At 51.4% G+C, this 25,537-nt stretch carries 22 protein-coding genes and 2 tRNA genes; 10 read left to right on the top strand and 14 right to left on the bottom strand.

All coding sequences use genetic code 11. From position 1 onward, the window contains the following. Positions 1-187: 187 nt before the first annotated feature. The 4 genes from EHT25_RS14435 to EHT25_RS14420 form a co-directional block, all read right to left on the bottom strand. Positions 188-1,840, bottom strand: a complete 1,653-nt coding sequence (locus tag EHT25_RS14435; protein ID WP_124875607.1) for a hypothetical protein — start codon at positions 1,838-1,840, stop codon at positions 188-190. 418 nt (positions 1,841-2,258) lie between these two features. Next, positions 2,259-2,344 (bottom strand) — tRNA-Leu (locus EHT25_RS14430). A 49-nt stretch (positions 2,345-2,393) separates the two neighbouring features. Continuing rightward, a tRNA-Gly gene (locus EHT25_RS14425) sits at positions 2,394-2,466 on the bottom strand. Positions 2,467-2,581: 115 nt separating this feature from the next. Further along, complete coding sequence (locus EHT25_RS14420; RefSeq protein ID WP_124875605.1) at positions 2,582-3,460, bottom strand: UbiA family prenyltransferase; 879 nt, start codon at positions 3,458-3,460, stop codon at positions 2,582-2,584. A gap of 126 nt (positions 3,461-3,586) precedes the next feature. Here EHT25_RS14420 and EHT25_RS14415 point away from each other — a divergent pair, with 126 nt between their 5' ends. After that, the gene (locus EHT25_RS14415; protein WP_124875603.1) at positions 3,587-4,759 is read left to right on the top strand and encodes a type III polyketide synthase; all 1,173 of its coding nucleotides are present in this window, start codon (positions 3,587-3,589) and stop codon (positions 4,757-4,759) included. A 343-nt stretch (positions 4,760-5,102) separates the two neighbouring features. Beyond that, the gene (locus tag EHT25_RS14410) at positions 5,103-6,176 is read left to right on the top strand and encodes a TerC/Alx family metal homeostasis membrane protein (protein WP_124875601.1); all 1,074 of its coding nucleotides are present in this window, start codon (positions 5,103-5,105) and stop codon (positions 6,174-6,176) included. A gap of 149 nt (positions 6,177-6,325) precedes the next feature. On the opposite strand, the gene EHT25_RS14405 is transcribed toward EHT25_RS14410, so the two are convergent. Continuing rightward, positions 6,326-6,622: a hypothetical protein gene (locus EHT25_RS14405; protein WP_124875599.1), complete on the bottom strand. Its 297-nt coding sequence runs from the start codon at positions 6,620-6,622 to the stop codon at positions 6,326-6,328. Positions 6,623-7,076: 454 nt separating this feature from the next. Between EHT25_RS14405 and EHT25_RS14400 the strand changes: the two genes are divergently transcribed. Beyond that, positions 7,077-11,132: an AAA domain-containing protein gene (locus tag EHT25_RS14400; protein WP_124875597.1), complete on the top strand. Its 4,056-nt coding sequence runs from the start codon at positions 7,077-7,079 to the stop codon at positions 11,130-11,132. Here EHT25_RS14400 and EHT25_RS14395 read toward each other — a convergent pair. Both EHT25_RS14395 and EHT25_RS14390 read right to left on the bottom strand, forming a co-directional pair. Beyond that, entirely contained in the window at positions 11,101-12,489 is a 1,389-nt protein-coding gene (locus EHT25_RS14395) for an APC family permease (protein ID WP_229311540.1), read from the bottom strand. The genes EHT25_RS14400 and EHT25_RS14395 overlap by 32 nt on opposite strands. A 66-nt stretch (positions 12,490-12,555) precedes the next feature. Beyond that, positions 12,556-13,464, bottom strand: a complete 909-nt coding sequence (locus EHT25_RS14390) for a LysR family transcriptional regulator (RefSeq protein WP_124875595.1) — start codon at positions 13,462-13,464, stop codon at positions 12,556-12,558. Positions 13,465-13,558: 94 nt separating this feature from the next. Here EHT25_RS14390 and EHT25_RS14385 point away from each other — a divergent pair, with 94 nt between their 5' ends. Next, the gene (locus tag EHT25_RS14385) at positions 13,559-13,966 is read left to right on the top strand and encodes a T9SS type A sorting domain-containing protein (RefSeq protein ID WP_124875593.1); all 408 of its coding nucleotides are present in this window, start codon (positions 13,559-13,561) and stop codon (positions 13,964-13,966) included. 72 nt (positions 13,967-14,038) lie between these two features. Here EHT25_RS14385 and EHT25_RS14380 read toward each other — a convergent pair whose 3' ends face one another. From EHT25_RS14380 to EHT25_RS14370, 3 genes are all read right to left on the bottom strand, one after another. Beyond that, on the bottom strand, positions 14,039-15,133 hold the full coding sequence (locus tag EHT25_RS14380) for a PDDEXK nuclease domain-containing protein (protein ID WP_124875591.1): 1,095 nt from the start codon (positions 15,131-15,133) through the stop codon (positions 14,039-14,041). Positions 15,134-15,307: 174 nt separating this feature from the next. Beyond that, positions 15,308-16,186 carry a hydroxypyruvate isomerase family protein gene (locus tag EHT25_RS14375; RefSeq protein ID WP_124875589.1) on the bottom strand — a complete coding sequence of 293 codons (879 nt, stop codon included), beginning with the start codon at positions 16,184-16,186 and terminating at the stop codon, positions 15,308-15,310. A gap of 93 nt (positions 16,187-16,279) precedes the next feature. After that, the gene (locus tag EHT25_RS14370; protein WP_229311539.1) at positions 16,280-16,999 is read right to left on the bottom strand and encodes a 3-keto-disaccharide hydrolase; all 720 of its coding nucleotides are present in this window, start codon (positions 16,997-16,999) and stop codon (positions 16,280-16,282) included. A 174-nt stretch (positions 17,000-17,173) separates the two neighbouring features. Here EHT25_RS14370 and EHT25_RS14365 point away from each other — a divergent pair, with 174 nt between their 5' ends. Genes EHT25_RS14365 through EHT25_RS14355 form a run of 3 tightly spaced genes read left to right on the top strand, consistent with a single transcriptional unit; the run spans position 17,174 to position 19,475 of the window. Then, complete coding sequence (locus EHT25_RS14365; RefSeq protein ID WP_124875587.1) at positions 17,174-17,728, top strand: GNAT family N-acetyltransferase; 555 nt, start codon at positions 17,174-17,176, stop codon at positions 17,726-17,728. Continuing rightward, positions 17,725-18,663 carry a hypothetical protein gene (locus tag EHT25_RS14360; protein WP_124875585.1) on the top strand — a complete coding sequence of 313 codons (939 nt, stop codon included), beginning with the start codon at positions 17,725-17,727 and terminating at the stop codon, positions 18,661-18,663. The genes EHT25_RS14365 and EHT25_RS14360 overlap by 4 nt, the downstream gene beginning before the upstream one ends. After that, positions 18,660-19,475, top strand: a complete 816-nt coding sequence (locus EHT25_RS14355) for a helix-turn-helix domain-containing protein (protein WP_124875583.1) — start codon at positions 18,660-18,662, stop codon at positions 19,473-19,475. The genes EHT25_RS14360 and EHT25_RS14355 overlap by 4 nt, the downstream gene beginning before the upstream one ends. Positions 19,476-19,621: 146 nt before the next feature. On the opposite strand, the gene EHT25_RS14350 is transcribed toward EHT25_RS14355, so the two are convergent. Together EHT25_RS14350 and EHT25_RS14345 are read right to left on the bottom strand one after the other, a co-directional pair. Then, positions 19,622-20,158, bottom strand: a complete 537-nt coding sequence (locus tag EHT25_RS14350; protein WP_124875581.1) for a hypothetical protein — start codon at positions 20,156-20,158, stop codon at positions 19,622-19,624. Between the two features lie 29 nt (positions 20,159-20,187). Then, positions 20,188-20,961: an SDR family oxidoreductase gene (locus EHT25_RS14345; protein ID WP_124875579.1), complete on the bottom strand. Its 774-nt coding sequence runs from the start codon at positions 20,959-20,961 to the stop codon at positions 20,188-20,190. Positions 20,962-21,163: 202 nt separating this feature from the next. On the opposite strand from EHT25_RS14345, the gene EHT25_RS14340 reads away from it, so the two are divergent. Continuing rightward, the gene (locus tag EHT25_RS14340) at positions 21,164-22,042 is read left to right on the top strand and encodes a cytochrome c (RefSeq protein WP_124875577.1); all 879 of its coding nucleotides are present in this window, start codon (positions 21,164-21,166) and stop codon (positions 22,040-22,042) included. 36 nt (positions 22,043-22,078) lie between these two features. Continuing rightward, positions 22,079-23,368 carry a hypothetical protein gene (locus EHT25_RS14335; protein ID WP_124875575.1) on the top strand — a complete coding sequence of 430 codons (1,290 nt, stop codon included), beginning with the start codon at positions 22,079-22,081 and terminating at the stop codon, positions 23,366-23,368. A 109-nt stretch (positions 23,369-23,477) separates the two neighbouring features. Here the strand turns inward: EHT25_RS14335 and EHT25_RS14330 are convergent, their stop codons facing one another. Continuing rightward, complete coding sequence (locus tag EHT25_RS14330) at positions 23,478-24,191, bottom strand: siderophore-interacting protein (RefSeq protein WP_124875573.1); 714 nt, start codon at positions 24,189-24,191, stop codon at positions 23,478-23,480. Positions 24,192-24,205: 14 nt separating this feature from the next. Continuing rightward, the gene (locus EHT25_RS14325; protein ID WP_124875571.1) at positions 24,206-24,439 is read right to left on the bottom strand and encodes a hypothetical protein; all 234 of its coding nucleotides are present in this window, start codon (positions 24,437-24,439) and stop codon (positions 24,206-24,208) included. Between the two features lie 107 nt (positions 24,440-24,546). Between EHT25_RS14325 and EHT25_RS14320 the strand changes: the two genes are divergently transcribed. Further along, complete coding sequence (locus EHT25_RS14320; protein ID WP_124875569.1) at positions 24,547-25,533, top strand: helix-turn-helix domain-containing protein; 987 nt, start codon at positions 24,547-24,549, stop codon at positions 25,531-25,533. The last annotated feature ends 4 nt before the right edge of the window (positions 25,534-25,537 follow it).

Raw genomic sequence — 25,537 nt, 5'->3', positions numbered from 1 at the left:
TAGTTCCTTAGTTCCATCCCGATAAGGAAGAAAAAGACGGTCAGGAAGACCCTGCTGCGGATCGAGGTTTTCAAATCATATCCTGTTCGCACCATCAAAGCCGGGTGAAAACGCTCGCTAAAAGTGGGAACTGCCTGCTATTTTACATCATACCGTAGGATAAAACGATTTACGAATCAATAGAATATTATTGCCCGGCATTCACCTTTACATCCCGGAACATAAACGGATTATCGCTGATTCTCAGCGTTTTTCCGCTGGCAGTCGTTACGTTCCGAAGAATGACTTCTTTGGTTTTGACATACGGGAATTTTTCCTGGTAAGAATTGTCTGTCATGTCCGGATTGAAATTGGCGAAAATAGCCGGTCCCTGGTAATTGTCCGGATGGCGGGAGTCGTCGATACGGAGATTTTCGATGGTGATTCGTTCCGGCATGTAGCAGGTGTAACCGAAATCATGCTGACCCGAATAAAAACCGCTGATCAGGGGAGCACTGACGGGTTTGCCGTCGGCCGGTACAAATTGACAGTTGCGAATCACCAACTCGCCCTGCCAGGTACTGCCGTAGTCGGAGCGCAGGTTGACGATGCTCCTGCCGCGAATGGTCGAGTTCTCCACCAGTAAGAGGCCGCTGCCAATTGCATTGATCCCCATGTGTCCGAGGGTCGAGTTGCGAATGGTGGCGTTGGCAACCCCCTGATGGGCATCAAACCGGGAAAGTGTACAATGGTCGTACAGCATGTTTTTACAGAAGTTGGAGCCCAGAATGCCCCAGTATGTATTGTCGTTGATGTCGTTGGTCTGGGTGCAATTCACGAAAGATACATTCAGGGCGCGGTTGGCCAGAAGGTCGTACGTCCCCATGGAAACCGGCTTACCGGCCGCGCCAATGGTGCTATACATCTTGTGCCCGGTCAGGACGGTATTCCTGACCGTTACGTGGGCGCAGTCCCCGATGTTGATAAAACCGCTGTAGGGCGCCCCGTGGTCTCCTTCGCCCGTGATGCGGTGTTCCAGCCCCTCAACCAGGACATTGGAGCGCCTGATCGCGATGTTCCGGTCGTAATAAGTATACTTTGATTCGGCCTTATTGGCAATGGTAGTAAAACGCCCTCCGGTAATTTTCAGCGGTTTTTCGTCGATAGGTAGTGCGGAGATTTCCGTAATCTGGTCGAAATCCCAGATGATCGGAGCGTTCTTATCGACCTTACCGGTTTTGTCGACCACAAAAATATCGGTCTGCGAAGAACCGTTATTTTGGTTGAGCCCAAACCGGATGTACTGCTTAACGTTCGCATTTGTGACCGTGATCAGACAGGGGCCGGGCAAGGACGCGTCTATTTTCTCCTGGTTCCGCTTCAGAGAGGTTATCGTTTCCAGTTTAAACGGTTTAAAGTCCGAACTAACCGTGAAGATCGAAGCATTGCGGTTTTCCACTTCCGTATCATCGATGATGAAGGCTGCCGTGCCAAAATCCGTGTCCGTCTGAATAACCGCCGGGCGCTCTTTCCCACCAATGTAATACGTCGCACCCTCGTCGGCTTTCACCGAAAGACCGTACCGATTGGCAACGGCATGGGCCGCAGCAATCACCTCACTATCATCGGTTTTGCCATTGCCCCTGGCCCCAAAGTCGCTGTACCGCACCAATCCGGCGGCTTTCAGTCTGGCCACATCCTTCGGGGATACGTTCACACGTAATTCCCCGTTTTCCGTATACACCCGGGTCTTCTCTTTTTGAGAGGTAATCACTACGTTTTCAAGCGAACCTTTGTTCTGCCCCTGTGTCATCAATGCTGTGATTGATAAGAGGAACGTCAGGAGGAGATGCTTCGTCATTCGAGTGCGCTTAATCATTATTACTTTCAGAAAAAGTCAGTGAACGTGCGCTGTACTTACCCCAATTTGATCTTTTAACTGGGATCAAACAGCTGCTTAATGTATATAGAGAGTCTGACCTGGCCTTCCCGTCATTCTTCGATCAGTATAAAGGAGACTTCTGGTAAAGGGGCTAAATGGGGGAATTTACTCAATGATGCGTGCAGCTGACTAGCAGGCGGAGTCTTTCAACACCTTGGTTTTGACGATCAGAGCCCCTTCCGAAAAGGTCAGCTACATTCCTTTTCTGCTCCGGATGACTATAGTACTCACGAACGTATTCTTAATTTTTCCAGGTGAACCGAGGGGGCCAAACACAAAAAGCCCTGATCATCAGAGCTTTTTGTTTCTTTTGTTTTCCCTTGTTAGAGAGGTTGGGTACCGGGAACGGGAATCGAACCCGTACGGACATTACTGCCCACAGGATTTTAAGTCCTGCGCGTCTACCTGTTCCGCCATCCCGGCGTGGACGTAACCACATTTTACAAAAAAAGCACCGCGGTGGGTGCTTTTGAGCGAAAGACGGGGTTCGAACCCGCGACCTCGACCTTGGCAAGGTCGCGCTCTACCAGCTGAGCTACTTTCGCATTCGCCAGAACGTTGGCGTTTTGTGGATGCAAATATAACGGGTCTGCGACGTTTGGCAAGTACTTTTTTGAAAAAAATCGATCTTATTTTCTAAATACCCATTTTCGGTTCTGATTATGAACCGGTTAAAATCAAAACAAAAACGAAGAAAAGATTGAGACCCGTGCCCGCCAGCAGCGTCATTCGCATTGCAGAGCGGAAATCAGCCGCCCGATCGTCGCGAAAGACCCGAAGCGTCCAGAACAAAAAATAAACAACACCCGGCAGAAAACAGAGCGGTAGTAACCAAAAAACCGCAGCCCCTTCAAAATACCGGTAAAAGCCGCCCAATGACAGCGTAAACCAGAAAACCGCATTCAGAAAGGTGCCGCGGACGCCCAGCAAACGGCTCATCGTCAGGTCACCGCGACGGCCGTCCTCGTCGTGCTGATACACCTGCGTAATGGGGTAAATAGCCAACAGATTCAGCGTGCAAAGCAGGGCCGCCAGCAAAGGTCGGGCGTTTAGCAATTCTTTAATCGGCAGGTTATCAACGGTCTGCAAGGTCATCAGGTACGTAAAACCGCCCTGAAATAACCCGATAACGAGCCAACTGATGATCGGGTATTTTTTCAACCGAATCGCCGGGTGACTATAGGCCTTGGAAATCAGTCCGTAGATGAGCAGGTAAACGACAAAAGGCCAGCCGATCCAGACGCCAATTACCAACGCAAGGACATCCAGCAGCCAGGCGACGTAAAACAGCTCTTTATCGACCGGTGGAGGAACCTCCAGAATCCCGATGCTGCCTTCGTCTTTGTCAAAATAACTGTTATAGGCATTGCTGGCCGGATAAAGCAGCAGGTGAATAACCGCCCAGATTACCACCACCCGCCCCCAATCCAGCGTCCCCAAACGAAGCGCAGCCGACTGACTCAGCGCAAACAGAAAGACCGGTAACAAAAAAAATGAAAACGGCACCCGCAAATGGAGCCAGACGGTGCGGACAGTCATACCGGAAAAATGGATAAGAAGGATTGGGATTTCATCATCGAAAAGTCTAACATTACTGGGAAGCAGTGGTTATAGCAAAGGATTGAGACGGATTCGGATCGCTCCGGTAACAATGAACAGGACTACATGGATAGTTACATCACCGCCATCGGTACCGCCATACCGCAGCACGGTTTCTCGCAGATGCAAATCGCTTCGTTTATGGCGGAGGCTCTCCAACTCGATGCCCCCAACCGCCGGAAACTCCAGGCCTTGTATCGCCTGACCCGAATCGACCGGCGACATTCGGTATTGCCCGATTATGGTGCATCTCCGGGTGAATATACATTTTTTCCGAATACCCCGGATCTCGAACCTTTTCCAACGGTCGGAGCGCGGATGGAACGTTATCGAAAGGATGCCCTGCCGCTGGCCGTGGCCGCCGTTCAGGATTTATACCGGACCCGCCACCCCAGCGGTTTTACCCATTTGATTACGGTCAGCTGCACCGGGATGTATGCGCCGGGTCTGGATATTGACCTGATTGAAGCCCTCCAGCTTCCGACTACCGTTCAGCGAACGGCCATCAACTTTATGGGGTGTTATGGCGCCTTCAACGCACTGAAAACCGCCGATGCGTTCGTTCGTGCCGATCCATCGGCGCGTGTCCTGATCGTTTGCCTGGAACTTTGTACGATCCATTTTCAGAAAAAACCCGATGACGACCATCTCCTTTCCAACGCCCTCTTCGCCGACGGAGCCGCGGCTGTTCTCGTCGAATCGGAGCCGCATCCGGAAAAACCGGGGCCTTCTTTCCGACTTCGGACGTTCTTTTGCGACCTGTTGCCGGAAGGAAAAAGCGACATGGGCTGGATCATCAACGACCACGGTTTTGAAATGACGCTCACCTCCGAGGTGCCGACCGTCATCCGGCAAGGCATCGGAAAAACCCTTTCCCGGTTGCTGGAGCGCAGCGGACTCGCCATCGAAGACATCACTTACTACGCCATGCACCCCGGTGGCCGCAAAATTCTGGAAGTGATTGAGCAGCAACTCGGCATCGATCCGGCCGAAAACCGCTTTGCTTACGAGGTGTTGCGGCAATACGGCAATATGTCGTCGGCAACGGTTTTGTTTGTCCTGAAAGAAATCGGAAATCACCTGTTGCGGGAACCGGGAGCGGGCCACATCCTGAGCTGTGCTTTTGGCCCCGGTCTCACGCTCGAATCGATGATTCTGGAAATTGTGCCGGCAAAACCGCCCGTAGAAAAAACCGCTATAAAGCATCTTGAACTCGGATTCCGCGGATTAAAGGATTAAGAGGATATAAAAGATTTCAGAATAAGATTGCGGCAGCTATCCCAGTTAATCCCGCTACGGCGAACCGTTTTAATCTGCGGAATCCCAGTTCAGATTATCAACCAATCAACGCTTTATTTTTCCATTAATCCGCCGAATCCCGGCGCTGAACCCTTTTTGTAAAAATAAGGAATCAACGGGCATCATCACCTGTTACTTAATAGAGCTATATTGCAATAAAATTCAGCACCGAATCGGCAACTGTTTTTACAACTTGCTGATCTACCGGCAGAATGTTTAACTCAATTCAGATTCTGAAACCCAATTGCTCATTCTATCCCAATTTTTATTGAATTAACGACTCATGAGTTACGAAACCATATTTTTTATCTGCTTCGCGCTCTTTGTTCTGTTGGTTATGGCGTTCGATTTAGGAGCGTTTACGAAGCAGAAAAGCCACGTTGTCAGTTTTAAGGAAGCCGGAACCTGGAGTGCGATCTGGGTGGCATTGTCGGTCGGTTTTTACTTTTTCATTAAAAATTACGGCTACCTCGTTCACGGCATCACCGATATGGCCCGGCTGGAAGAAATCCGGAGCCGCTACGCCGAACACCTTAAACTGGTTCCGGGCAATTTTGAGCAGAGTCTGGCAATTTTCCAGAACAACATGGCGCTCGAATACATCACCGGTTATCTGGTCGAATACTCCTTATCCGCCGATAACATCTTTGTATTCATCATGATTTTCGCGTCGTTCGGCGTACGCCAGAAGTTCTACAAAAAGATTCTGGTCTGGGGAATTCTGGGGGCCATTGTCCTGCGGTTTATCTTTATTTTCGTCGGCTCGGCCCTCCTGCAGCGGTTCGATTGGATCATCTATATTTTTGGGGCTTTTCTGGTGTATACCGGCGTAAAGCTGTTCTTCGAAAAAGACGAAGATGAACAGATGGAACCGAAAAACCACCCGGTAGTGAAACTGACGGCTAAATACATGAACGTCTACCGCCGGAACGTGATCGACCACTTTTTTGTCCGCCGGAAATCCGACCGCAAGCTGTTCGTGACGCCCCTTTTCATTGTCGTTATCGTCGTTGCATTCACCGATTTAGTCTTCGCTGTTGACTCGATTCCGGCTATTTTCTCGATCACGAAAGACCCCTATATCGTCTTTTTCTCCAACGTTTTTGCCATTATGGGGCTGCGGTCGATGTTCTTCTTCCTGTCGAGTATCATGAGTCAATTCCGATTCCTCAAAGTCGGCCTGGCGGCCCTGCTTACCTTCATCGGTTTGAAAATGATTCTGCACATCTGGCTGGAATCAATTGGTTTTGAGACGGTTTACTCATTGTATATCATTGTGGGCATTCTCGGCATCAGTATTCTGGCGTCCTGGCTGATTCCGGAAAAAGAAAAGAAACCCGAAGAAGTACAGGTTTAACAAGAGAAATTCAGCAATAAAAAAGCGGACCACGGGAGAAAATCTCCACCTGGTCCGCTTTTTCTATAGGGCAAAACCGCTTCTTTGGGCATCGAGATTACCAACAGAAAGCGATCATTAAATACGTACGACGGACGTCTTCAGTTGAATCAATGGACGCTGACCAGTTCCCTTTTTGCAGCGGTTTTCAGGTAGTTAAAAACCTGGGTACGCAGCATGATGAATAAGCGGGATTCGAAATTCGGATCGGAGATCCGGAGTCCGGATGGGGTATCGCTGAGATCGCTGAACACCGTACATACCATCTTTTGGGCCTCCTCTTTATCCTTGATCAGCGACTCGCAAAATCGAAGCGAAGCCGACCAGTAATAGCCATGAGGACCTTCACCCAGTGTTGGATTGCTCTCGATCATTTTACTAAATAGGTGTTTACCGAAAGAAGTCATGGATTAAAGAAGGATTCCCGTTAGGATAAAAGCACAGTATCTATGATAACAATTGCGACTTATATAATTATATCGCAATATTATAATAATATTTTGTTGTTTTAATATACATTTATAGCCATTCAATGTACGATTTTACCACAATCAGTTGTGCGGTAATTATTGGTTCATCAGGACGGCTTTGGAACGTATAATCCAGCCCCAAAAGCAGGCAAAAGGGCTCAATCAGCCCGATTTATGCCCGGATAGACCCTAAATAGCCGGTTTGGATACCTCCTCTGCCGGGCCGGGAAGGATTCTTTTTTTACGGCTTTTTGGGTAGTTTTGTACATAGGCCACGGGGAAGTTGTTCTTGCCATTTGCGCGATCAGGGCATTCTTTCCCGGTTTCTTTTCGTTACCAATCCGGTATCAGTTCATTTCTTCCAAACACGGACTTTAATCCGTGGGTACGTATGCAACTCCCCCAAACCGTTCTCAAAGCCTATCTGAAACGCCTGACCAACCTCAGCAGCCGCAACCGTTCGCTGCTGCTGACGAGTCTGCCCGTCGAGCAGTTTCTGGATCTGCACGAAATTGATTTTCTGAATAATAAATCATCCTTCGAACTGATCCGCCAGTTAATCGCCCGCCGAGCGGCCATTCCGCTCTGCGACGTACTCGACAGCCGGTTGGAAAAAGGCAACGAGGTCAGTAAAAAACTCCGGAAAATTGCCCGTACCGACCGGTTTATCGAAGAAGAACGCGGTTCGGAAGATTTGTACGTGGGCTATCCATTCGTGCGCGGAAAGCTGGCCGATGGTACGGTGATCCACGCGCCACTGATTTTTTTTCCGGTTCATCTTCAGCAACAGACGAACAAGTGGATGCTGGTTCGGCGGGAGGATGAATCCATCACGCTCAACCGCAGCTTTCTGATGGCCTATGCGTATTATAATCAGTATATCCTGCCCGATGCGGTGCTGGAACACACGCTGGATGAATACGATAAAGACGCTACGGTTTTTCGCACGCAACTCTACGAATGGCTGAAAACCAGCCCGTTGGAAATCAATTTCAATCAGGAACTTTTTACCGACCAGCTTCAGTGGTTCAACGCGGTCAAGAAAACCGACCTTGATAAACTGGAGCGAAACGGCGAGCTGAAACTCCAGCCCGAAGCGGTTTTGGGCATTTTTCCGCAAGCCGGTTCGTATTTAGTACCGGATTATGATGTTTTGCTGGAAGGAGAGGAAGGGAGAGGTGGAGGAGAGGAAGAAGGGAGTGAAGGGGAAGCCAATGCGACCCTATTCCCCTCCTCCCTTCCCCCCCTCCTCCCCTCCTCCCCTCTTCCCACCATCCGCGAGGAAACGCTGCACACGCCATTGGCCCTGGATGCGTCGCAGGAGGAAGCAATTCGGCGGATCAAAACCGGGGAATCGATGGTGGTGCAGGGGCCTCCGGGAACCGGCAAATCCCAGTTGATTGGGAATTTGATGGCTGATTTTGCCGCGCAGGGCAAGCGTGTTTTGCTGGTTTGCCAGAAACGGGCAGCCCTTGATGTAGTCTATGAACGACTGCGGCAGGTAGGGATGCAACCCTTTTCAGCCCTGATTCACGACTTCAAAAACGACCGCAAGGCGTTGTATGATCAACTGGCCGGCCAGATTGAGCGCGTCGAAGAATACCGCAAACAGAATTACGGCCTGGATGCCATTTTGCTGGAACGCAATTTTGATCAGGAAAGCCGCCGGATCGATCAGACGCTGGCGGAGTTGCAGACGTTCAAAGAAGCGTTGTTCGATGAAACCGAAGCCGGTGTTTCGGTCAAGCAATTGTACCTGACCAGCGATCCAGCGGCCGAAACCATCCCGATCAACGATTTATACACCCAGTTTCGGCCGAATTCCATCACCGGTTTTGTGGAGAAATTGCACGAATACGGTGCTTATCTGAACCGGCTGGGTCCCGGCCATCCGTGGGCCGACCGCGTTTCCTTCGCGACTTTTTCATTCGGCCAATTACCGACGCTCAAAAAGCTGCTGAGTGAATTACCGGTTTTTGTAAAAACCGTAACCGAACAGGCGCAGAACCTGGCCACTCGCTCGTTTTCACTGACCGACTGGCAAACCGTGCAGGAAGACGAATGGGAAACAACGGCCTTGCTGACCTTGCTGGAGGCCGACCCGTCAACGCAACGCTGGCAGTGGGTCCGGCGATTGCAACAGCAGCCCAACCATCCGCTTTTCAGCCTTGAACCGACTAATTTAGAGCACCTTGAACAGGAGTTAAACGACTGCCTGGGCGGAAAAGGTATCGAAAAAAGCCTGTCCATAACGGATTTGCCCAACACGGCGCAACGGTTGCAGGAGGCCATTGAAAGCCGTTCGTCGTTTGTCGGGCGAACGGTTTGGGGATTATTCAGTAAAGATAAAACCGGTTTGCAACAACTCGCGGCCGTCAACGGCCTGGCGCTTTCCGACGAAACACTGCCGGTTTTGCTGGAGAAAGTGCAGCGTCGCATTCGGTTTGAACTCATTCGTCAGCAGATCGGCCAGAAAATTGGCCAGGATGTAACGCCTGAGAACGCACAGCAAACCGTCCGGCTGGCCCGTCAGGCGCTCGAAGCGGTTTTGCGACTGAACGCCATTGCGTGGCTGACAAGCTTGCCCGAAGCCCGGCTGGAAACCGTCGCGATTTTTGCCAAAACCGCCCGGCAACTCCTGGAAACCGGTCGTCAGGTTGCGGCACAACTCGGTCGCTGGCGATCCTTTTTGAGCGAATCGCAAATCCAGCGGCTGTGGCAGGAACCCACCCAAACCGATGTGTTGATTCGATCGTTGGAACGTGATGTCGATTTGCTGATTGAAACCGATCGGCTGAACGAAAACTTTACGACGGCGGAACGGGAAATTGTTCAGCGGCTGGGCGAACCCTTCTCTGTGGAGCGGTTTTTGAATAGTCTGCATCTGGCCTGGATCGAACACGTGGAAATGCAGCACCCCATTTTGCGTGGCGTTTCATCGTTAAAAATCAATCAGTTAGAAAGTGTGTTACAGGAAGGTGTTCGTAAAAAACAGACCCTGAGCCGTCAGATTCTGCTGGTCAAACTCCGCGAACGAGCCTACCAGAATCTGGCTTTCAATCGCTTGAATAACCTGGTTACGTACCGGGAATTGAATCATCAGGTGACAAAAAAAAGGAATATCTGGCCGGTTCGGAAGCTGATGGAACAACATGCGGACGAGGTATTTCAGTTGGTTCCCTGCTGGATGGCGTCGCCGGAATCGGTGTCGGCCATTTTTCCGATGCAACCGGAGCTATTCGATCTGGTGATTTTTGACGAAGCCTCGCAGTGTTTTGCTGAAAATGGTATTCCGGCGATTTACCGCGCCAAACAGGTGGTAATTACCGGCGACAGCAAGCAGCTTCAGCCGAGCGATTTGTACCGTATCCGGTTTGAAACCGAGCCGAATGAAGAAATTCCGATCGAGCTGGAAGTGGAATCGCTGCTCGATCTGGCGACGCACTATTTCCCGCAAACCCAGTTGCGCGGCCATTACCGCAGCCGCTCGATTGATCTGATCGATTTCTCAAACCGGCTTTTTTACAAAAATTCGCTCCATCTGCTTCCTGATTTTCAACAGCTTAATCGCCGGGAGCCCGCGATCCGGTATTTGAACGTCAAAGGCGTATGGGAACATAATACCAACGAAACCGAAGCCCGCGCTGTGGTCGAACTGATCGATCAACTGGCCGACGAGTTGCCGGGGCGCTCGATTGGCGTGGTAACGTTCAACTTTCAGCAGCAGCAACTGATTCAGGAATTGCTGGAAGAGAACGCGCTGGCGGTTTTGGACGGGAAACCGGAAACCGGTGCGGAATCGGACCCAAAAACCGTATCCGAAACCGTAACTTCGGAAACAACTTTCGTCAAAAACATTGAAAATGTACAGGGCGACGAGCGCGATGTGATCATTTTTTCCATCGGTTACGCACCCGATCCGCGCGGGCGATTATCAGCGCAGTTCGGTAGCCTGAACGCCAAAGGAGGTGAAAACCGCCTGAATGTGGCCGTCACGCGGGCCCGCGAACGGGTCTACGTAGTCACGAGCATCTATCCGCAACAACTTTCGGTTGAAAATACGGCCAACGTCGGACCTAAAATCCTGAAGCAATACCTTGAATACGCCTTGTCGGTGGCCGATGGTGCGTATTTGCCCCAGCCCCGCCAAACCGACCGCGTTCCGGGCGCGCGCCTGTTGAAAGATGCGTTAAAAGACCCTCAGCTCGGTTTAATTGAAGAATTGCCCTTTGCAGATCTGACCCGGAAAACCGCCGAACAATACGAAGGATTGCTGCTGACCGACGATGATCTATACTACGAGAGCAGCCCGAAAGATGCCCACGCCTACACGCCGTTTGCATTGCAATTGAAAAACTGGCCGTTCCAGCGGGTCTACAGCCGCGAGTTCTGGCGGGGACGTCTGGCCGAACAGCTCACAATTTCTTCGGGTTCACCAGGGGCGTAACGGGTTGATCCGTATGTTCAAACGGCCATTGTCCCCGAATTCGGGCGGTGATGATAAAGACAATGATTCCCAGACCAATGACCGTCAGACCCGACAGCATGAACGTCCAGCCGGTCGAAATGAAGATGAACGTCCAGATGGCGATGGCCAGCAAAACCGGTAAGGGATAAAGCGGCATTTTAAACGGAAAATGAGCCGCCTGTTTGCGTCGATGCAGGAGCAGCAAGCCGATGGCTTGTCCGATAAATTGCACCACGATGCGCATCGCCAGAATCGCCGTAATGACATCTGATAAGCGAAAGAGCAAACTGAACCCGAAGCCCAACGCACCCAAAAACAAGAGCGAAACGTACGGAAACTGACGGGTTGGATGCAGTTTGGCAAAAATGCGGAAAAACTGACCATCGGCTGCGGCTGCGTACGGTACCCGCGAATAACCCAGTAAAACCGCAAATAGCGACGAAAACGCCACGATCAGCACCATAAACGTAGCGATAGTCCCCGCCCGCGAGCCATACAACCGCTCGATAACCGCACTGATAATGAACTCGCTGTGCTGCGCTTCCTGCCACGGAATCACGCTGACGACGCTCCAGTTCATCGCCAGGTACAAAGCCGCAATACCGACGACGGAAACCAGCATGCTCAACGGAATATTCCGCGACGGATTGCGGATTTCTCCACCCAGATGGCACACGTTGTAGTAGCCCAGATAGCAATAAATGGTTTTTACGGAGGCAATTCCCAGACCGGCACCGAACAGTCCGGACAGCGATTCGCCGGCGGGTAAGGCCAGCGAAACCGCCTGCGTCCCACCCGTCAGACCACCCCAGATAATCCAGCCCAGCGTAGCCAGTACGCACACCCAAAGGAGAATGCTAATTCGGCCGATGGACTCAATTTTACGGTATAATAGCAACGTAATCAGGATGACGACACCGCCGGAAACTGCCTTGCGCTCCCAGCCTTCGAGCGGAATGAGATACGACGCATACTGGGCAAAGCCGATGGCACCCGATGCCACCACCAACGGTGCCTGAATCATGGTTTGCCAGACATAGAGAAACGAAACCATCTTGCCCCAGTGTTTTTCGCCATACGCAATTTTGAGGAAATTGTAGCTCCCGCCGGCCTGCGGATAAGCCGCCCCCAACTCCGACCAGACCAGCGCGTCGATCAGCGAAATAACCGCTCCTAAAATCCAGGCCCAGAGAAAATGCGGCCCGCCAATTGTGTGAATAACCAGTGGCAGCACCACAAATGGCCCGATGCCGACCATATCGATCATATTCAGGGCCGTAGCCTGCCAGAATCCCAGTCGCCGGGGCAAGGGTGCAGAATCAGAAGAAGAAGACACAATGGGGTTGGGTTAAGACAGCAGTTGTCTGGTAAATAAATCGGATTTAGGCAAAACCGCCCGGTTTTAAGCGGAACACAGGACGGCGTATCCATCCAGTTCTTTCATATACGACGCTAGTTTTTCGATGAAAGCATCGGTGTAAGGTGCATGTTGTTTATTCTTCAGGGTAGCGGCATACCACGTCCGGAGCAGCCGTTGCCGGGTGAGCGAAACCGCAGCCAGTTCGCCGGATTTCAGGTACGGTCTGACGATCCAGTTGGGCAAAACCGCCACGCCCATGCCCGCTTTCACCATCTCCAGAATGGCTTCCGTCAGCGTCATTTTATAGAGTCGCTGCGGCCGGCTGTTTTTATAAAGCATCTTGAAATTGGAGCTTTCCTCTTCCGGAATGTTGTACATGACGTAATTCTGGTCAGCAAATTCCTCGATTTCGACCCAGTCGCGCCCCGCCCATCCGTGATCGGGAGCGACAATGGCCATAAATTCATCCTGAAAAAGCGGAGTAAAAGTCAGTTTCGGATTGGAAGAATCTTCCAGAATGGCGACGTCGATTTTGTTTTCGAGCAGGTGTTGTTCGGCAAAATGCGTGGCTTCGATGTCGATTTTCACATCGACTTTCGGATAAATATCCCGATACGCCCGCAGAAAACCGGACAGCCAGTGATACGACGTGTAGCATTCGGTACAGAGTCGAACCGCCCCGGAATCCTTGTCGGTCAGGCACTTGACTTTCGCTTTCGTTTCCGCGACTTCCTGCAATATCTTCTCGGCCGCTTCCAGCACCACGGCTCCGGCATCCGTCAGCCGCATCTGCTTTTTGTCGCGAATGAACAGCTGCGTGTTAAAAAAACCTTCAATTTCTTTCAATTGATGGCTTAAGGCCGATTGGGTCAGGTAGAGTCGGTCGGCGGCTTTGGTAAGATTCCCGCAGCAAGCGACCTCTTTGACCATCTGAAGGTGCCGGATTTCCATGATGAATAAAATTCATGATTTTGACAAAAATAATTCGTTATGCTAATATTTCAAAATGCCGCACCTTTGTCACAGACAACAACAACAGCAAATCATGAAAACGATCGCACAACAAGTACTGATGATTCTTTTTTTGGGCTTCCTGATTCCGGTATCGAACGCCCAGGTAACCGCAGCCAGTGAACCCGCATCTGACAACAATGCTTTTGAAGTAAGCATGTTTCTGGGAGCCCAGGAAAAAATCAATTTAATGCTGGCCGTCCGCCAGCCTAAGAAGGTGACCATCCGGTTGAAAGACGCCAAAAACACGGTTCTTTACCAGGAAGACCTGAGCAAAACGCCGGCCAGCCACTGGCGTAAATTCGACTTCGAAGGAATGAAAACCGGGGTGTATTATTTTGAGATCAGCGCCGGGCAGCAGGTCGTTGTCCGTCAGGTCGAGATCGGCGCGTTACCCGCCGTTCAGGCGCAACGGTTTATTACCTACGCTCCGGCGAAGTAATTTTACACCTGACCTATGTGCAACCCCGGCTTTCCTGTGCACAGGAAAGCCGGGGTTTGTTTTTCCACACCATTAGTCCAGCAACTTTCTCAACGCTTCCGGATCGGGTAACACCGCTCGCAGGTGTTCGGGAAGATCGGAGCTGAGTTGGTAGGTCGATACGCCCATTGGTGTGGTGTACCCTTGAAAAGCGTATTCAATCACTGCATTTGATTTCTCTTTACAAAGCAGGATGCCAATACTGGGATTTTCGTGTGGCAATCGAATTTGACCATTCAGGACATTGACATAAAAATTGAGCTGCCCCAAATACTCCGGTCGGAACTCGCTACGCTTCAATTCCACCGCAACCAGGCATTGCAACTGTCTGTTAAAAAATAGCAGATCCACAAAAAACTCCTTTTCATCCACCACCAACCGGTATTGATTGCCAACGAACGAAAAACCGGTGCCCATTTTCAAAATGAATTCGCGGATATTCTGTACAATGCCTTTTTCAACGACGCGCTCGTCGTCTTTTTCGACGTTGATAAAATCGAGCAAGTATTCGTCTTTGAAGGCCTGTAAGGCCGTATCACGTATAGTTTCGGTCAGCGTAGCGGCAAAATTATTGGGTAATGTCTGGTCACGCTTTTGATAGGCTTTCGATTTTATCTGCCAGTCAAGCATGTCAATGGTCCATTGGTTTACGACAACCTTCTGCATATAAAACCATCGCTCATTCCAATCATGACAGCGATTTAGTAACAGGATGTGGTGGGTAAATCCGACACTTAAGAAGATGTCAACATCGAAGTTCTCCAATTTGGCAGTCGTTAACTGCCAAATTAAATCCTCCTGATTATCAATAGTTTGACTTTTGGCCGTTAATAACTGCCCAATTAGAGCATTGTATTCATCAGCAAACTGGCGGATATTTCTCAGATTGCGGTATGAAAAGCCCCGCAGGCCCGGCAACTGCTTTTGCAAATCAGCCGACAATTTTTCTAACACACCTGCGCCCCACTTCTCGGCAGCAATCTTCTCAGACAATCGTTTTCCAACGGCGTAGTAAAGCAGCAGCAACTCACGATTGACGAGCTTGGCGGCCCGGTAACGGCTTTGTAAAATCTGGCGGCTGATGTCGCTCAGTAGGCTACTATACTGATCGGGCGTATCGGTGTTCATGGCAAGCGGATTTTGGAAGATGCGTTTCAAACGAATTCCCTAATCCTACATAGACGTAAAAAGGCTTCCCCGGTCACAGAGAAGCCTTTTATTTACGGTACCTACGGACCGCCGGGCGGCCCTGTTTAGTCCGAGTTTTACAGGAATCACGGACTAAAGTCCGTGGGCACGTCCCTACACGTCGCAAATTGCGATGCTTTCCCGCAGCGAGGTCAGCGGATCGCGTTTTGGAATAAACTCCTGCGCAACAAAGCCTTTGAAACCGGTGTCGACGATGGCCTGCATAATGGCCGGGTAATAGAGTTCCTGCGAATTATCGATCTCGTTGCGTCCCGGATTTCCGCCGGTATGGTAATGGGCAAAATACTGGTGATCTTGCTGGATCGTCCGGATGATATCACCTTCCATGATCTGCATGTGGTAAATATCGTACAGCAGCTTGAAGTTTTCGGAGCCCACGCGTTTGCACAGTTCAACGCCCCAGGCCGACTTGTCACACATGTAATCTTTGTGGTTGACCTTGCTATTGAGCAACTCCATCACCATCACCACGCCGTGTTTTTCGGCGCTGCTCATCAGTCGTTTCAGACCGATCGCGCAGTTTTCCAGCCCCTTCTGGTCGTCCATCCCGTGGCGGTTGCCCGAAAAACAGATGACGTTCTTCAAACCGGCTTCTTTCAGTTTCGGAAAAATGGCTTCGTAGCTGGCCACCAGTTCGTCGTGCAGACGCGGATCGTTAAAACCGTCGTTGATGCCTTTTCCGGCGCCCTGCGCCATGGAGCAGGTCAACCCGTATTTCTGCACAATGGGCCAGTCGGCGGGGCCGAGCAGGTCGATACCGGTCAGGCCAATTTCCTTGGCCGCTTTGGCGAAGTCTTCCAGCGGAATTTTGCCGTAGCACCATTTGCAGGCCGAGTGGTTGATCCGGCCTTTCAACGCCGGAAAGGCGGTTTTTGTAGCGTCCATTTCAGCAGCTAAAGAGTCGATCGCAGAAAAGGTCAGGGCGGTTCCGGCCAGGGTTTTGATGGCCGAACGGCGGGAAGGAGTTTTCATGAAGGTTTGATTGAGAGATTGAGTAAATGAGCGATTGAGTGAAAAAGCGTAATTTTTAATCCTTCACTCAATCGCTCATTCACTCAATCACAATTAAAGTTCTTTGATCCGGATATTCCGATACCATACTTTATCGCCGTGGTCTTGCAGCGCAATGTGGCCGGTGTTGAATTTATTGAATCCTTCCCAGCCTTTGAATTTGCTTTCACTCACCATCTTGTCCCATTCCGGGCCGCTGGTTTTGTATTCAACCACTTTCTTGCCGTTCAGGTAATGCTCCACGGTGCCGTTGTTGACCACCAGTTTCACTTTGTTCCACTCACCGGCTACTTTCTGGGCCGAGAAGTCCGATGGCGGCAGCAGGTCATAGAGTGAACCGGACGTACGGTTTCCGTTTTTACCCGCTTTGGCGTCCGGATGGCGCTCATTGTCAAGCACCTGCATTTCCGGACCGGTTTGATACGAAGCCTTGTATTTTGGATCTTCATGAACGCGGTAGATAATGCCGCTGTTGCCTTTTTCCGAAATTTTCCACTCCAGTTCCAGTTCGTAGTTCGTAAATTCCTTATCGGTTACAAGGTCGCCCCCACCCCGGCTGGCCAATGTAATCGCGCCGTCTTCCACCTTCCATTTATCGGACACCGGCTGACCCGCTTTCAGATAAGTATGCCAGCCTGTCAATGTCTTGCCATCGAAAAGTTTGACCCATTTGCCTTTTTTGGGACCAGTTGCCTGAGTTTCAGCCCGATTCGCAACGTTGATCACCAATGCCAACAAGGCCACGCGGGCCATCATGCTGAACGAAATTTTCATACTGAATGAATTTGAGTTCAATTTTTTTACTGCACGATTACAGCAGAACAATATTAGAAAACCGGGGCGGTTACGGCAACTTTTTTGGTAAAAAGCTTCCATAAAATACGTTTTTTACAAGATGATAGAATTTTACACCTGAATTCACTGGATTTCCGGGCAACTTTACGAACTATGAACACGCGAATCGAAATCAATTGCGGAAACGGTATTACGCTGGAAACGCTGAAAACCACCGATGCCGAATCCATCGCCCAACTGGCCAATAACCGGGCGCTCTGGCTCAATCTGCGCGATCGCATGCCGCATCCGTATACGCTCGCCGACGCCATCTGGTTTATCGAAACCGCCCTGAAAGGCGATTTAAGTCTGGTTTTTGGGGTTTACGAGAACGGCAACTTTGCGGGGGTGGCCGGGGTAGTGATGCAAACCGACATCCACCGGCTTTCGGGCGAAATCGGCTATTGGCTGGGCGAACCGTATTGGGGCCGGGGAATTGCCACGGCGGCCATTCGGCAGTTGATTCAGTATACCTTCGCCAATACGGACCTGATCCGGCTCTTTGCGGGCATTTTTGCGTATAACAAAGCGTCGATGCGGGTGTTGGAGAAGAACGGTTTTGTGCTGGACATCATCCAGCGGGCTGCCGTGTATAAGAACGGGAAAATCGTGGATGAATACCGGTACAGCCTGATCGACGAAGCGAAGTTAGCCAGACTGCAATCATGAGCATCGCTGAAAAGATTTTGCAACGCATCAACCGGCCCGATCTGGTCCGGATTTTGTCGGAAGAACTGACGCCTTCGGAACTCAACTCGCTGTTGCTGGAAGTTTTCGACCGGCAAACGGATCGCATTTCTCCCGCCGAATTGCTGCAGCACTACCAGAAAAACCGGTTTGTCAAACCGGCCGATCTGAACGTTACGGCTTTGCAGGAACTGGAAACCAGGCTGCTGCGGATTTTCGAAACCTTCCAGTTCCGGGCCGTCGAGTTGTCACCGGTCGCTCCGCTGGGTTCCTGTTCGGTGGTGGCAACGGCCGATCAGAAGAAAATTCTGTCGGCTTTGCGCGGTACCGAAGTGCTCGCCGACGCCACCAATGCCCTGGCTTTGCACTGCAGCGACCTGAAAAAAACCGGTCAATGGCAGCCGGTTTTGCCCACCGACCCGTTGCGATTCAGCACCATTCAGCGGCACGTTCGAACGCCGAAAGTGGCCATTCCGGGTCATACACAACATTTTAAGATTGCGGCTCTGGTATCGTCCGGACGCGACACCGGTCATTTTCAATTCGAAAAAGAAAGCCTGGCCGAACACATTGCGGTGATGACCGCCGTTTTGCGCGATACCCTGCGGGTCGATGCACTCCGGTTTAAACTCATTCAGCGGGAAGGAACGGACGGCGGGCGGTTGCCGGAAGTCGTAAAAGATCATATCTTACAACTCCGGAAAGACGTTGTGATGGAGACGGAAACGTCGCCGAGCCGCGAGAATTCGTATTATAAAGGGCTGCAATACAAGGTAATGGCCACGATTCGCGGGCAGGAATACGAAATTGGCGACGGCGGTTTTGTCGACTGGACGCAGCAATTGTTACAAAATAAAAAGGAGCGGTTTCTGATCACCGGCCTCGGGGTCGAAATGCTGTTCCGGTTGCTATCATGAACCAGGGTCGGGTAATTTACGAAGATGAAGCAGAACCGCATTTCCGGCTGGCCTATCCCAGCCCGGCACTAGCGGTTTTTGTCGAGTATTATTTTGAAGTAAACCAACCGGCTACTTTATCCAACCCACTGTATTTAAATGCCTTACCCAACCTCGCCAATCTGGTGTGCATCAGCCTGACTACGCAAAGCTGGTTAACGATTAATCAAAAAAACGGCACCGTAAAAACCATTCAGGGCTCCCGGTTTTTCGGCAATCTGACCGATTTGCACACCTCGATTTACCCCGCGGGCGTTCACGAATTCTACGTCAAATTCAAACCGGGTATGCTGGGAAAATTGCTCCGCTTTCAAAACATTGAGGTTGAAAACGCGAACACGGATTTGTCAGCCTTTATCCGATCCGATGAATGGGAAGACCGCTTGCAAACCGCTGCCTCCTTCAACGCCCGGGTCAACCTCGTGGAGATGATGTTGCTCCAGCGAACGCAGGCCGTCGAGTTGGACTACCGGTTTCAGGTCGTGCAGAGAACCTTGCATTATTTTGCAAAACAGGGCATCAATCAGCGGCTGAATCTGCCATCGATTTGCCGTGAGCTGGGCGTTTCATACCCTTCTTTACACCGCTATTTCACCGAAGCGCTGGGTTATTCACCGAAATACTGTCAGAAACTCCTGCGTTTCAAACACGCGCTTCAGCTTTACAAACGGCACGGTAGCCGGTATCCATTTGAAGACGCCGGGTATACCGACTTTTCCCATTTTCTGAAAGATACCCGCCAATTGACGCAGCGCCTTCCCTCCGACCTATAGTACTACAAAAGAAATTGATCAACGACTAATCGCCTTAAGGGTAACGAGTTAATTTCACTTCTTTTCTCTTTCGTCTGACGGTCTGTTCTATAAAAAAACCGCCCGCTAAGAACAGCGGGCGGTTTTTACAAAGATTCAACTTTACTTTACGACTTCTCTTTTTTCTCATCGTCTTCGTTGCCGTACCCCATGTGGTGCGGATCGTAGCTTTCCGACGGTTTATCGCCCTCTTCCAGATACGTAGCGCCCTGCCGGACAAATAGCGCTTCGTCCGACGGATTGTCGGGCAACCCTTCGACGCTGCTCGGCAAACCAATAGCGACGCTGTCCGGCGCATTGGCGGCATCCCGGCGGTTTTCGGCAATAACCTCGGGATTTACGTCCCATTCCTGCGTCGATCCGTGGCTATCCGGGCGAACTTCGTGTTCGAAATTACCCCGGTTTTCTTCCCGATCTGCGCTAATGTTATGGGCGAAATCGCCCCGCTCCGCCGAAGAAACCACCATTTCACCGGTGCCTACGCCTTCGCTCGGTTTTCCGTAATCCGACGTACCGTGCTGGTAGGGGTCTTTGGAGTAATATGAATCATCCCGCGCCTGCGGGTCGAATGTTTCTTTATTATCCGTAATTTCTACATCGTTTGCTTCGTTCGTATCCATGATGGTGAGGGTTGTTTCCATCATAAACTACGAAATGGTGGATATGTTTTAACCTACCGCCCCATCCAGCCGCCATCGACGGTCAGAATGGTGCCCTGCACATAGTTGGAAGCCTGTGATGCCAGGTAGACAACCGCGCCCTGCAGGTCGTCGGCTTCTCCCCAGCGTCCGGCCGGAATCCGCGCCAGAATAGCCGGATTGCGATCGGCATCGGCCCGCAAAGCCGCCGTGTTGTCGGTGGCGATGTAGCCCGGCGCAATGGCATTCACATTGATTCCTTTCGACGCCCATTCATTCGCCAGCGCCTTGGTCAATGAACCGATGGCCCCTTTGCTGGCGGCATAGCCGGGTACTGTCAAACCGCCCTGAAAGGTGAGCAGAGAGGCCGTAAAAATAATTTTTCGGTTGTAATTCACCTCCCGCGCCAGCATGTCCCGACCGATTTCCCGGCTGAGAATGAACTGGGCATTGAGGTTGATGTCGATGATTTCGTCCCAGTATTCGTCCGGATGTTCGGCGGCCGGTTTTCGGCGAATGTTACCGGCATTATTGACCAGAATATCAATGGGCGGACATTCATCGCGGAGTGTTTCCAGAAAAGTATATAAAGCGGCCCGGTCCGTAAAATCGACGGGAAACGGATAAAACTGGCGGCCCAGTGCCGTTACGGCGGTTTCAACCTCACTACCCGGTTCGAGCGTCGCCGAAACACCTACAATATCAGCACCGGCTTCGGCCAGCGCAATGGCCATTGCCTTACCAATACCGCGTTTGGCGCCGGTTACCAGCGCCGTTTTGCCCTGAAGGGAAAATAGATCGAGAATCATGGAATGAATAAATGAAGGATACCTGGCCGATAAAGCGAAAAAACCGCCTTTCTCTACTGTCAGAATCGAAAATCTTACTAATCCGTTTTGCGTAGTTTTTCGTCCGTCCGGCGTAGGCACAAACCTCCACAAGTTGCTGACATTTGCACAACGGTGACGGAAAACCGCTACCGGACACTGAACAACAACAAATACACGGGACATGCTACGCAAAATTTTGAAAGGAACCGGCATTGTGCTGGGTTCCCTGATCGCCCTGCTCCTGGCGGGTTACCTATTTATCTCCACCAACATTGGCAACCGGGTCGAAAAGCCGTACCGGTTTCCGGCTGAAAATCTGACGATTCCGACGGACAGCACCACCTTGAAACGCGGTCAGCACCTGGTGGCCATCAAAGGCTGCGCGGATTGCCACGGCGAAAATCTGGCCGGAAAAATCATGATGGAAGATGCCGCCCTGGGTCGGCTGGTGTCGGCCAACCTGACGAAAGGGAAAGGCGGTTTGCCCGCCGGTTACACGACTGCCGACTGGTTGATGGCCATGCGTCATGGGGTTGATCGGGCGGGGAAACCGCTGTTGTTCATGCCTTCGCACGAAACGACGCTGCTTTCGGAACAGGACATGGCCGCCATTATTGCGTATTGTCAGCAGGTCCCGGCGGTCGATCACGAACTGCCCGCCAGCAACCTCGGGCCGGTGGTCAAACTGATGACGTATTTTGATAAAATGCCGCTCCTGTCGGTCGAAAAAATTGACCACAACCGCCCGATGATTGCCAGAGCCGACTCGACCGAAGGCATTGCGCAGGGCCAATACCTCGCTATTTCGTGCAGCGGCTGCCACCGCCCCACCTTCAAAGGGGGTGAACCTCTCGCGCCCGGTTTGCCGCCCGTACCGGATCTGACCCGCACGGGAAATCCCGGAAAATGGACGAAAGAACAATTCATTGCCACGCTTCGCACCGGCAAACGGCCCGACGGTCGGCAGATCGACAACGAAAATATGCCCTGGAAAATGACGGCTCAGTATACCAACCAGGAACTGGCTTCGCTCTACCAATTCTTCCGGTCCATTCCTTAACCTATGCATGGACAGAAGTCCGTGAGTGCATAAATCATGAAACTGACCCATTATATCGCAACAGGCCTCGCCATGATCGGTTCGCTGATGGCCTGCGAACCCAAACCGGAGGTTACGCCCGAAAAACCGGGTTTACCGCAACAGGAAACCGGTTCGGGCACCGTGACCGAAATTGGCCAGCCACTGGGTGGTCTGGTCAGCAAAACCATCGGCCCGGAGGGCGGCACCATCGCCACCGCCGACGGAAAAGTGCAGCTCGTGCTGCCCGCCGGAGCCCTCGGCAAAGCCACGAACATCACGATTCAGCCCATTACCAATACGGCACCCAATGGCATCGGCCCCGCTTTCCGGTTTTCGCCCGACGGTTTGCAGTTCGCCAAACCGGCCACGCTGACCTTTGCCTATACCGATGAGAGGGTCACGGCGAACGATGCCGATATGCTTAAAGTAGCTTTTCAGAGCGAAAACAAAATCTGGCAAAACGTAACGGGCGTAACCGTAGATACCCAAACGAAGCGAATCAGCGCGCCAATGGCTCATTTCAGCGACTGGAGCGCCTACGAAATCGCCTACCTCGAAAGCTTCGTAGTCTATTCCGGCGGACGAACGCAGACCGAATTTGTTCAATACGGGGAAACGATCAGTCTGGGAATTTACGAAGATCTGATTATCGACGATGCCGTTCAAAAAGTGGCCGACGAAAAATTCGGCGACATCAAAGACGTCAAGTGGTCGCTGGCGGGTGCGGGGGAAATCAAAAAATCGCAGTCAGCCAAGGGCATTTTCTACGTCGCTCCCAAAACCGGTAAAGATCGCATCCGGGTGACGATCAGTGCGGAAATCACGTTCCGGAAAAGTCCGAAGAAACTTATTCTCTTTCATCCGATTTACGTCGGAAACAATTACGTGGAAGTCAACTTCGACGGCAATCCGACCCGCGTCTACACCCGGGTGGGCCTCGTTTCCTCAAGTGGGCAAGTCTGGTATATCGAAGCCGGCGATCGCGAAGACGATTACCTGAGTCTGGCGGTTTTCGGGAATACGGCCGGTAAATTTCCCTTCGGCAATGCGCTGAAAACCGAGTCGGGCATCAGCTCGGGTTATTACAACCAGGGAAACTACGCGTACCGAACCCATTTTGCCTGCGTGGCCGATATCGATCGGGGTGTTCAGATCATGGAGGGTTCGGTGGTGGTCGAAGAATACGTAAAAGGCAAAGTGGCCCGGGGGACTTTTTCCGGCACACTGATGAAAGACGATCCGGAACAGGATTGTCCCAGCCACAAGGTCCCCATCAGTGGCAAATTTTTCCTGACGCCGGAATAATGAAAAGTGGCTGCTGAAAACCGGAGTAATCAACTGAACTTGGTTTATTGTAAGTGTAGTGTTTATAGCCGAAAAAGCGCATAGCCGTTGCCGTGCGCTTTTTTTCAACTTACAACCCTCTTTTCCCATCGGCCCAGTACGGACGCGTGATGAGTTGCCGGGACGAAACGCCCTGCTCTTTCAAATACCGGCGGATTTGCTGAATGGTCTGGGCGTGACCCGACACGTAAAAAACCGACTGGCGCAGGTTATCGATCTTAATATCAAGCCATTCCAGCAGGGCTTCCCCCGGTTTTTTCGTTCGCTGGGCCGCATCCAGCCGCAAACCGGCCATGCGCGGAAGCTCCCCCAGGCAAGCATCGACCTCAATGACGCCGTTCAGTTTCTGGTGCGGGGCCAACCCGCGCTGTAATTCCAGAAACAGGCCGATGGTGGTTTCGTCGCCCAAAAATACGTAGTTCTGGTGGGAGGTATCCAGCTCGATTTTCCGGCCCGGACCGATGAGCTTCACCCGGTTTCCCGGTTGCAGGCTGTCGGCCCAATCGCTGCCGGGGCCGAGGCCGTGGAGGTAAATCAAAACCGCACAAATGCCTTCAGCGGAATCGAAAAACGACGGCGTGTAATGCCGGAAGTCGGTATCGCTGACCCGGATTTCGATCTCCCAGCCCGGCCGGTATTTCAATCCTTTCAGATTGTCACCGGCAAAAACGATTTTCTTGAATTTGGGATGGATATAGTCAACTTCCTGAACTTCAACGGAATGAATCAGGCTTTTGAAAACGGATTCCATCGCATCCGCTACCATTTTGGGAATTTTCGGCATAAAACCGGGTGATTTTACGTGGTGAAAGGACCGTCTGATTTGTCGGAAAAACCGAGTTCGTCCAGACACAGGAGCAGATCGACAACCTGGCCCGCCGTCAGGTCCGCAGCGGTGAGCTCCCAGAACGACTGACGAACGGTGTTCGTAAACGACTCCGTATGAGTTCGTTGCAGAGCGGTTTTCTCCATCGGCTGTCCGCACGCTGAGTCCACCGGTTCGGGATGCGAGATGATGATCCTTGCGTACATATTTAGAATTATTATAAATAAAGTGTACCTTCACACAAAGATCCGGTATTCCTGACGGAGGGCGTCAACGATAAGCGGAGAACAATCAACGGTAAACGGATTTTTTTATGCAGATGCGGCTGACTGATGACGACGTGCAGGAAGTGATTTACGAATTGCACTTACCCCCTGATTTTGCAAGCAAAAACGGCATTGATGAAAATTATATTCAATTGAATCACCGGATTGGTACCTTCAGCCGGAAGCAAATCTGGTTCGATGGCATTCATTTGTCGTTCGGATCGCTCCGGCTCAACCAGCCGGTTCGGATCAAAGCGGAAGTGGATACGCCGATTCTGGAAATGCATTTTAGCCTGAGCGGCCGTTCCCGATCCCAATTAAAAGGCATTTCGACGGGCAGTCATACATTCAATCATCAACAGCACAACCTGATTTACACCCCTTATTTTGAGGGCCAGTTCGAAATTGAATCTCCTGAAAACCAGCTGTTTGAAATTCATTTTTCCGAATCATACGTCGAGCGGTTTATCGCCGGCAACGAGCAACTGATGCAGGGAATAGCCCGACAGATTGCCAAACGGGAAGTGGGGTTTCTGAGCCGATATAACCGGCCTATTACGCCCGAAATGAATATGTTGATTCGGGACATCATGGATTGCCGGAAAACCGGGCTCATGAAACGGCTTTTTCTGGAAGCCAAAGTGCTGGAACTGTTCATGCTCCAGCTCGAGCAGTTCAATACTGACGTTCCCACGGAGCGCGATACCTGCCTGAAACCGGGCGATTACGAACGGCTGGAAGCCGCCAAAGCCCTGCTGGAAGGCGATTTGCAGGCCCCCGGCTCCCTCCTTTCGATTGCCCACCGGGTAGGTTTGAACGACTACAAACTGAAACGCGGTTTCAAGGAAGTGTACGGCACCACGCTGTTTGGTTACTGGCACGACCTGCGCATGACGGAAGCCAGACGGTTGCTGTGCGAGGGCAAAAAAGCCGTGGGGGAGGTCGCTGATGCCATTGGCTACCAGAATCCGCACCACTTCACGGCGGCTTTCAAGAAAAAATATGGCCTGCTGCCCAGTCAGTTGAATCGGTAGAAAC

Source organism: Larkinella rosea (genome assembly GCF_003858635.1).
Lineage (GTDB): Bacteria > Bacteroidota > Bacteroidia > Cytophagales > Spirosomataceae > Larkinella > Larkinella rosea.
The sequence above is the reverse complement of the archived record's forward strand: the minus strand, read 5'-3'. Positions and strand labels throughout refer to the sequence as shown.

Excerpts from the sequence above, each read along its gene's own strand:
- EHT25_RS14355 (WP_124875583.1), top strand. The coding sequence starts at position 18,660 with ATGAACCAGGGTCGGGTAATTTACGAAGATGAAGCAGAACCGCATTTC.
- EHT25_RS14370 (WP_229311539.1), bottom strand. The coding sequence starts at position 16,999 with ATGAAAATTTCGTTCAGCATGATGGCCCGCGTGGCCTTGTTGGCATTG.
- EHT25_RS14415 (WP_124875603.1), top strand. The coding sequence starts at position 3,587 with ATGGATAGTTACATCACCGCCATCGGTACCGCCATACCGCAGCACGGT.
- EHT25_RS14365 (WP_124875587.1), top strand. The coding sequence starts at position 17,174 with ATGAACACGCGAATCGAAATCAATTGCGGAAACGGTATTACGCTGGAA.
- EHT25_RS14325 (WP_124875571.1), bottom strand. The coding sequence starts at position 24,439 with ATGTACGCAAGGATCATCATCTCGCATCCCGAACCGGTGGACTCAGCG.
- EHT25_RS14400 (WP_124875597.1), top strand. The coding sequence starts at position 7,077 with ATGCAACTCCCCCAAACCGTTCTCAAAGCCTATCTGAAACGCCTGACC.
- EHT25_RS14435 (WP_124875607.1), bottom strand. The coding sequence starts at position 1,840 with ATGACGAAGCATCTCCTCCTGACGTTCCTCTTATCAATCACAGCATTG.
- EHT25_RS14335 (WP_124875575.1), top strand. The coding sequence starts at position 22,079 with ATGAAACTGACCCATTATATCGCAACAGGCCTCGCCATGATCGGTTCG.
- EHT25_RS14320 (WP_124875569.1), top strand. The coding sequence starts at position 24,547 with ATGCAGATGCGGCTGACTGATGACGACGTGCAGGAAGTGATTTACGAA.
- EHT25_RS14385 (WP_124875593.1), top strand. The coding sequence starts at position 13,559 with ATGAAAACGATCGCACAACAAGTACTGATGATTCTTTTTTTGGGCTTC.
- EHT25_RS14350 (WP_124875581.1), bottom strand. The coding sequence starts at position 20,158 with ATGATGGAAACAACCCTCACCATCATGGATACGAACGAAGCAAACGAT.
- EHT25_RS14330 (WP_124875573.1), bottom strand. The coding sequence starts at position 24,191 with ATGCCGAAAATTCCCAAAATGGTAGCGGATGCGATGGAATCCGTTTTC.
- EHT25_RS14420 (WP_124875605.1), bottom strand. The coding sequence starts at position 3,460 with ATGACTGTCCGCACCGTCTGGCTCCATTTGCGGGTGCCGTTTTCATTT.
- EHT25_RS14410 (WP_124875601.1), top strand. The coding sequence starts at position 5,103 with ATGAGTTACGAAACCATATTTTTTATCTGCTTCGCGCTCTTTGTTCTG.
- EHT25_RS14380 (WP_124875591.1), bottom strand. The coding sequence starts at position 15,133 with ATGAACACCGATACGCCCGATCAGTATAGTAGCCTACTGAGCGACATC.
- EHT25_RS14405 (WP_124875599.1), bottom strand. The coding sequence starts at position 6,622 with ATGACTTCTTTCGGTAAACACCTATTTAGTAAAATGATCGAGAGCAAT.
- EHT25_RS14390 (WP_124875595.1), bottom strand. The coding sequence starts at position 13,464 with ATGGAAATCCGGCACCTTCAGATGGTCAAAGAGGTCGCTTGCTGCGGG.
- EHT25_RS14360 (WP_124875585.1), top strand. The coding sequence starts at position 17,725 with ATGAGCATCGCTGAAAAGATTTTGCAACGCATCAACCGGCCCGATCTG.
- EHT25_RS14340 (WP_124875577.1), top strand. The coding sequence starts at position 21,164 with ATGCTACGCAAAATTTTGAAAGGAACCGGCATTGTGCTGGGTTCCCTG.
- EHT25_RS14375 (WP_124875589.1), bottom strand. The coding sequence starts at position 16,186 with ATGAAAACTCCTTCCCGCCGTTCGGCCATCAAAACCCTGGCCGGAACC.
- EHT25_RS14345 (WP_124875579.1), bottom strand. The coding sequence starts at position 20,961 with ATGATTCTCGATCTATTTTCCCTTCAGGGCAAAACGGCGCTGGTAACC.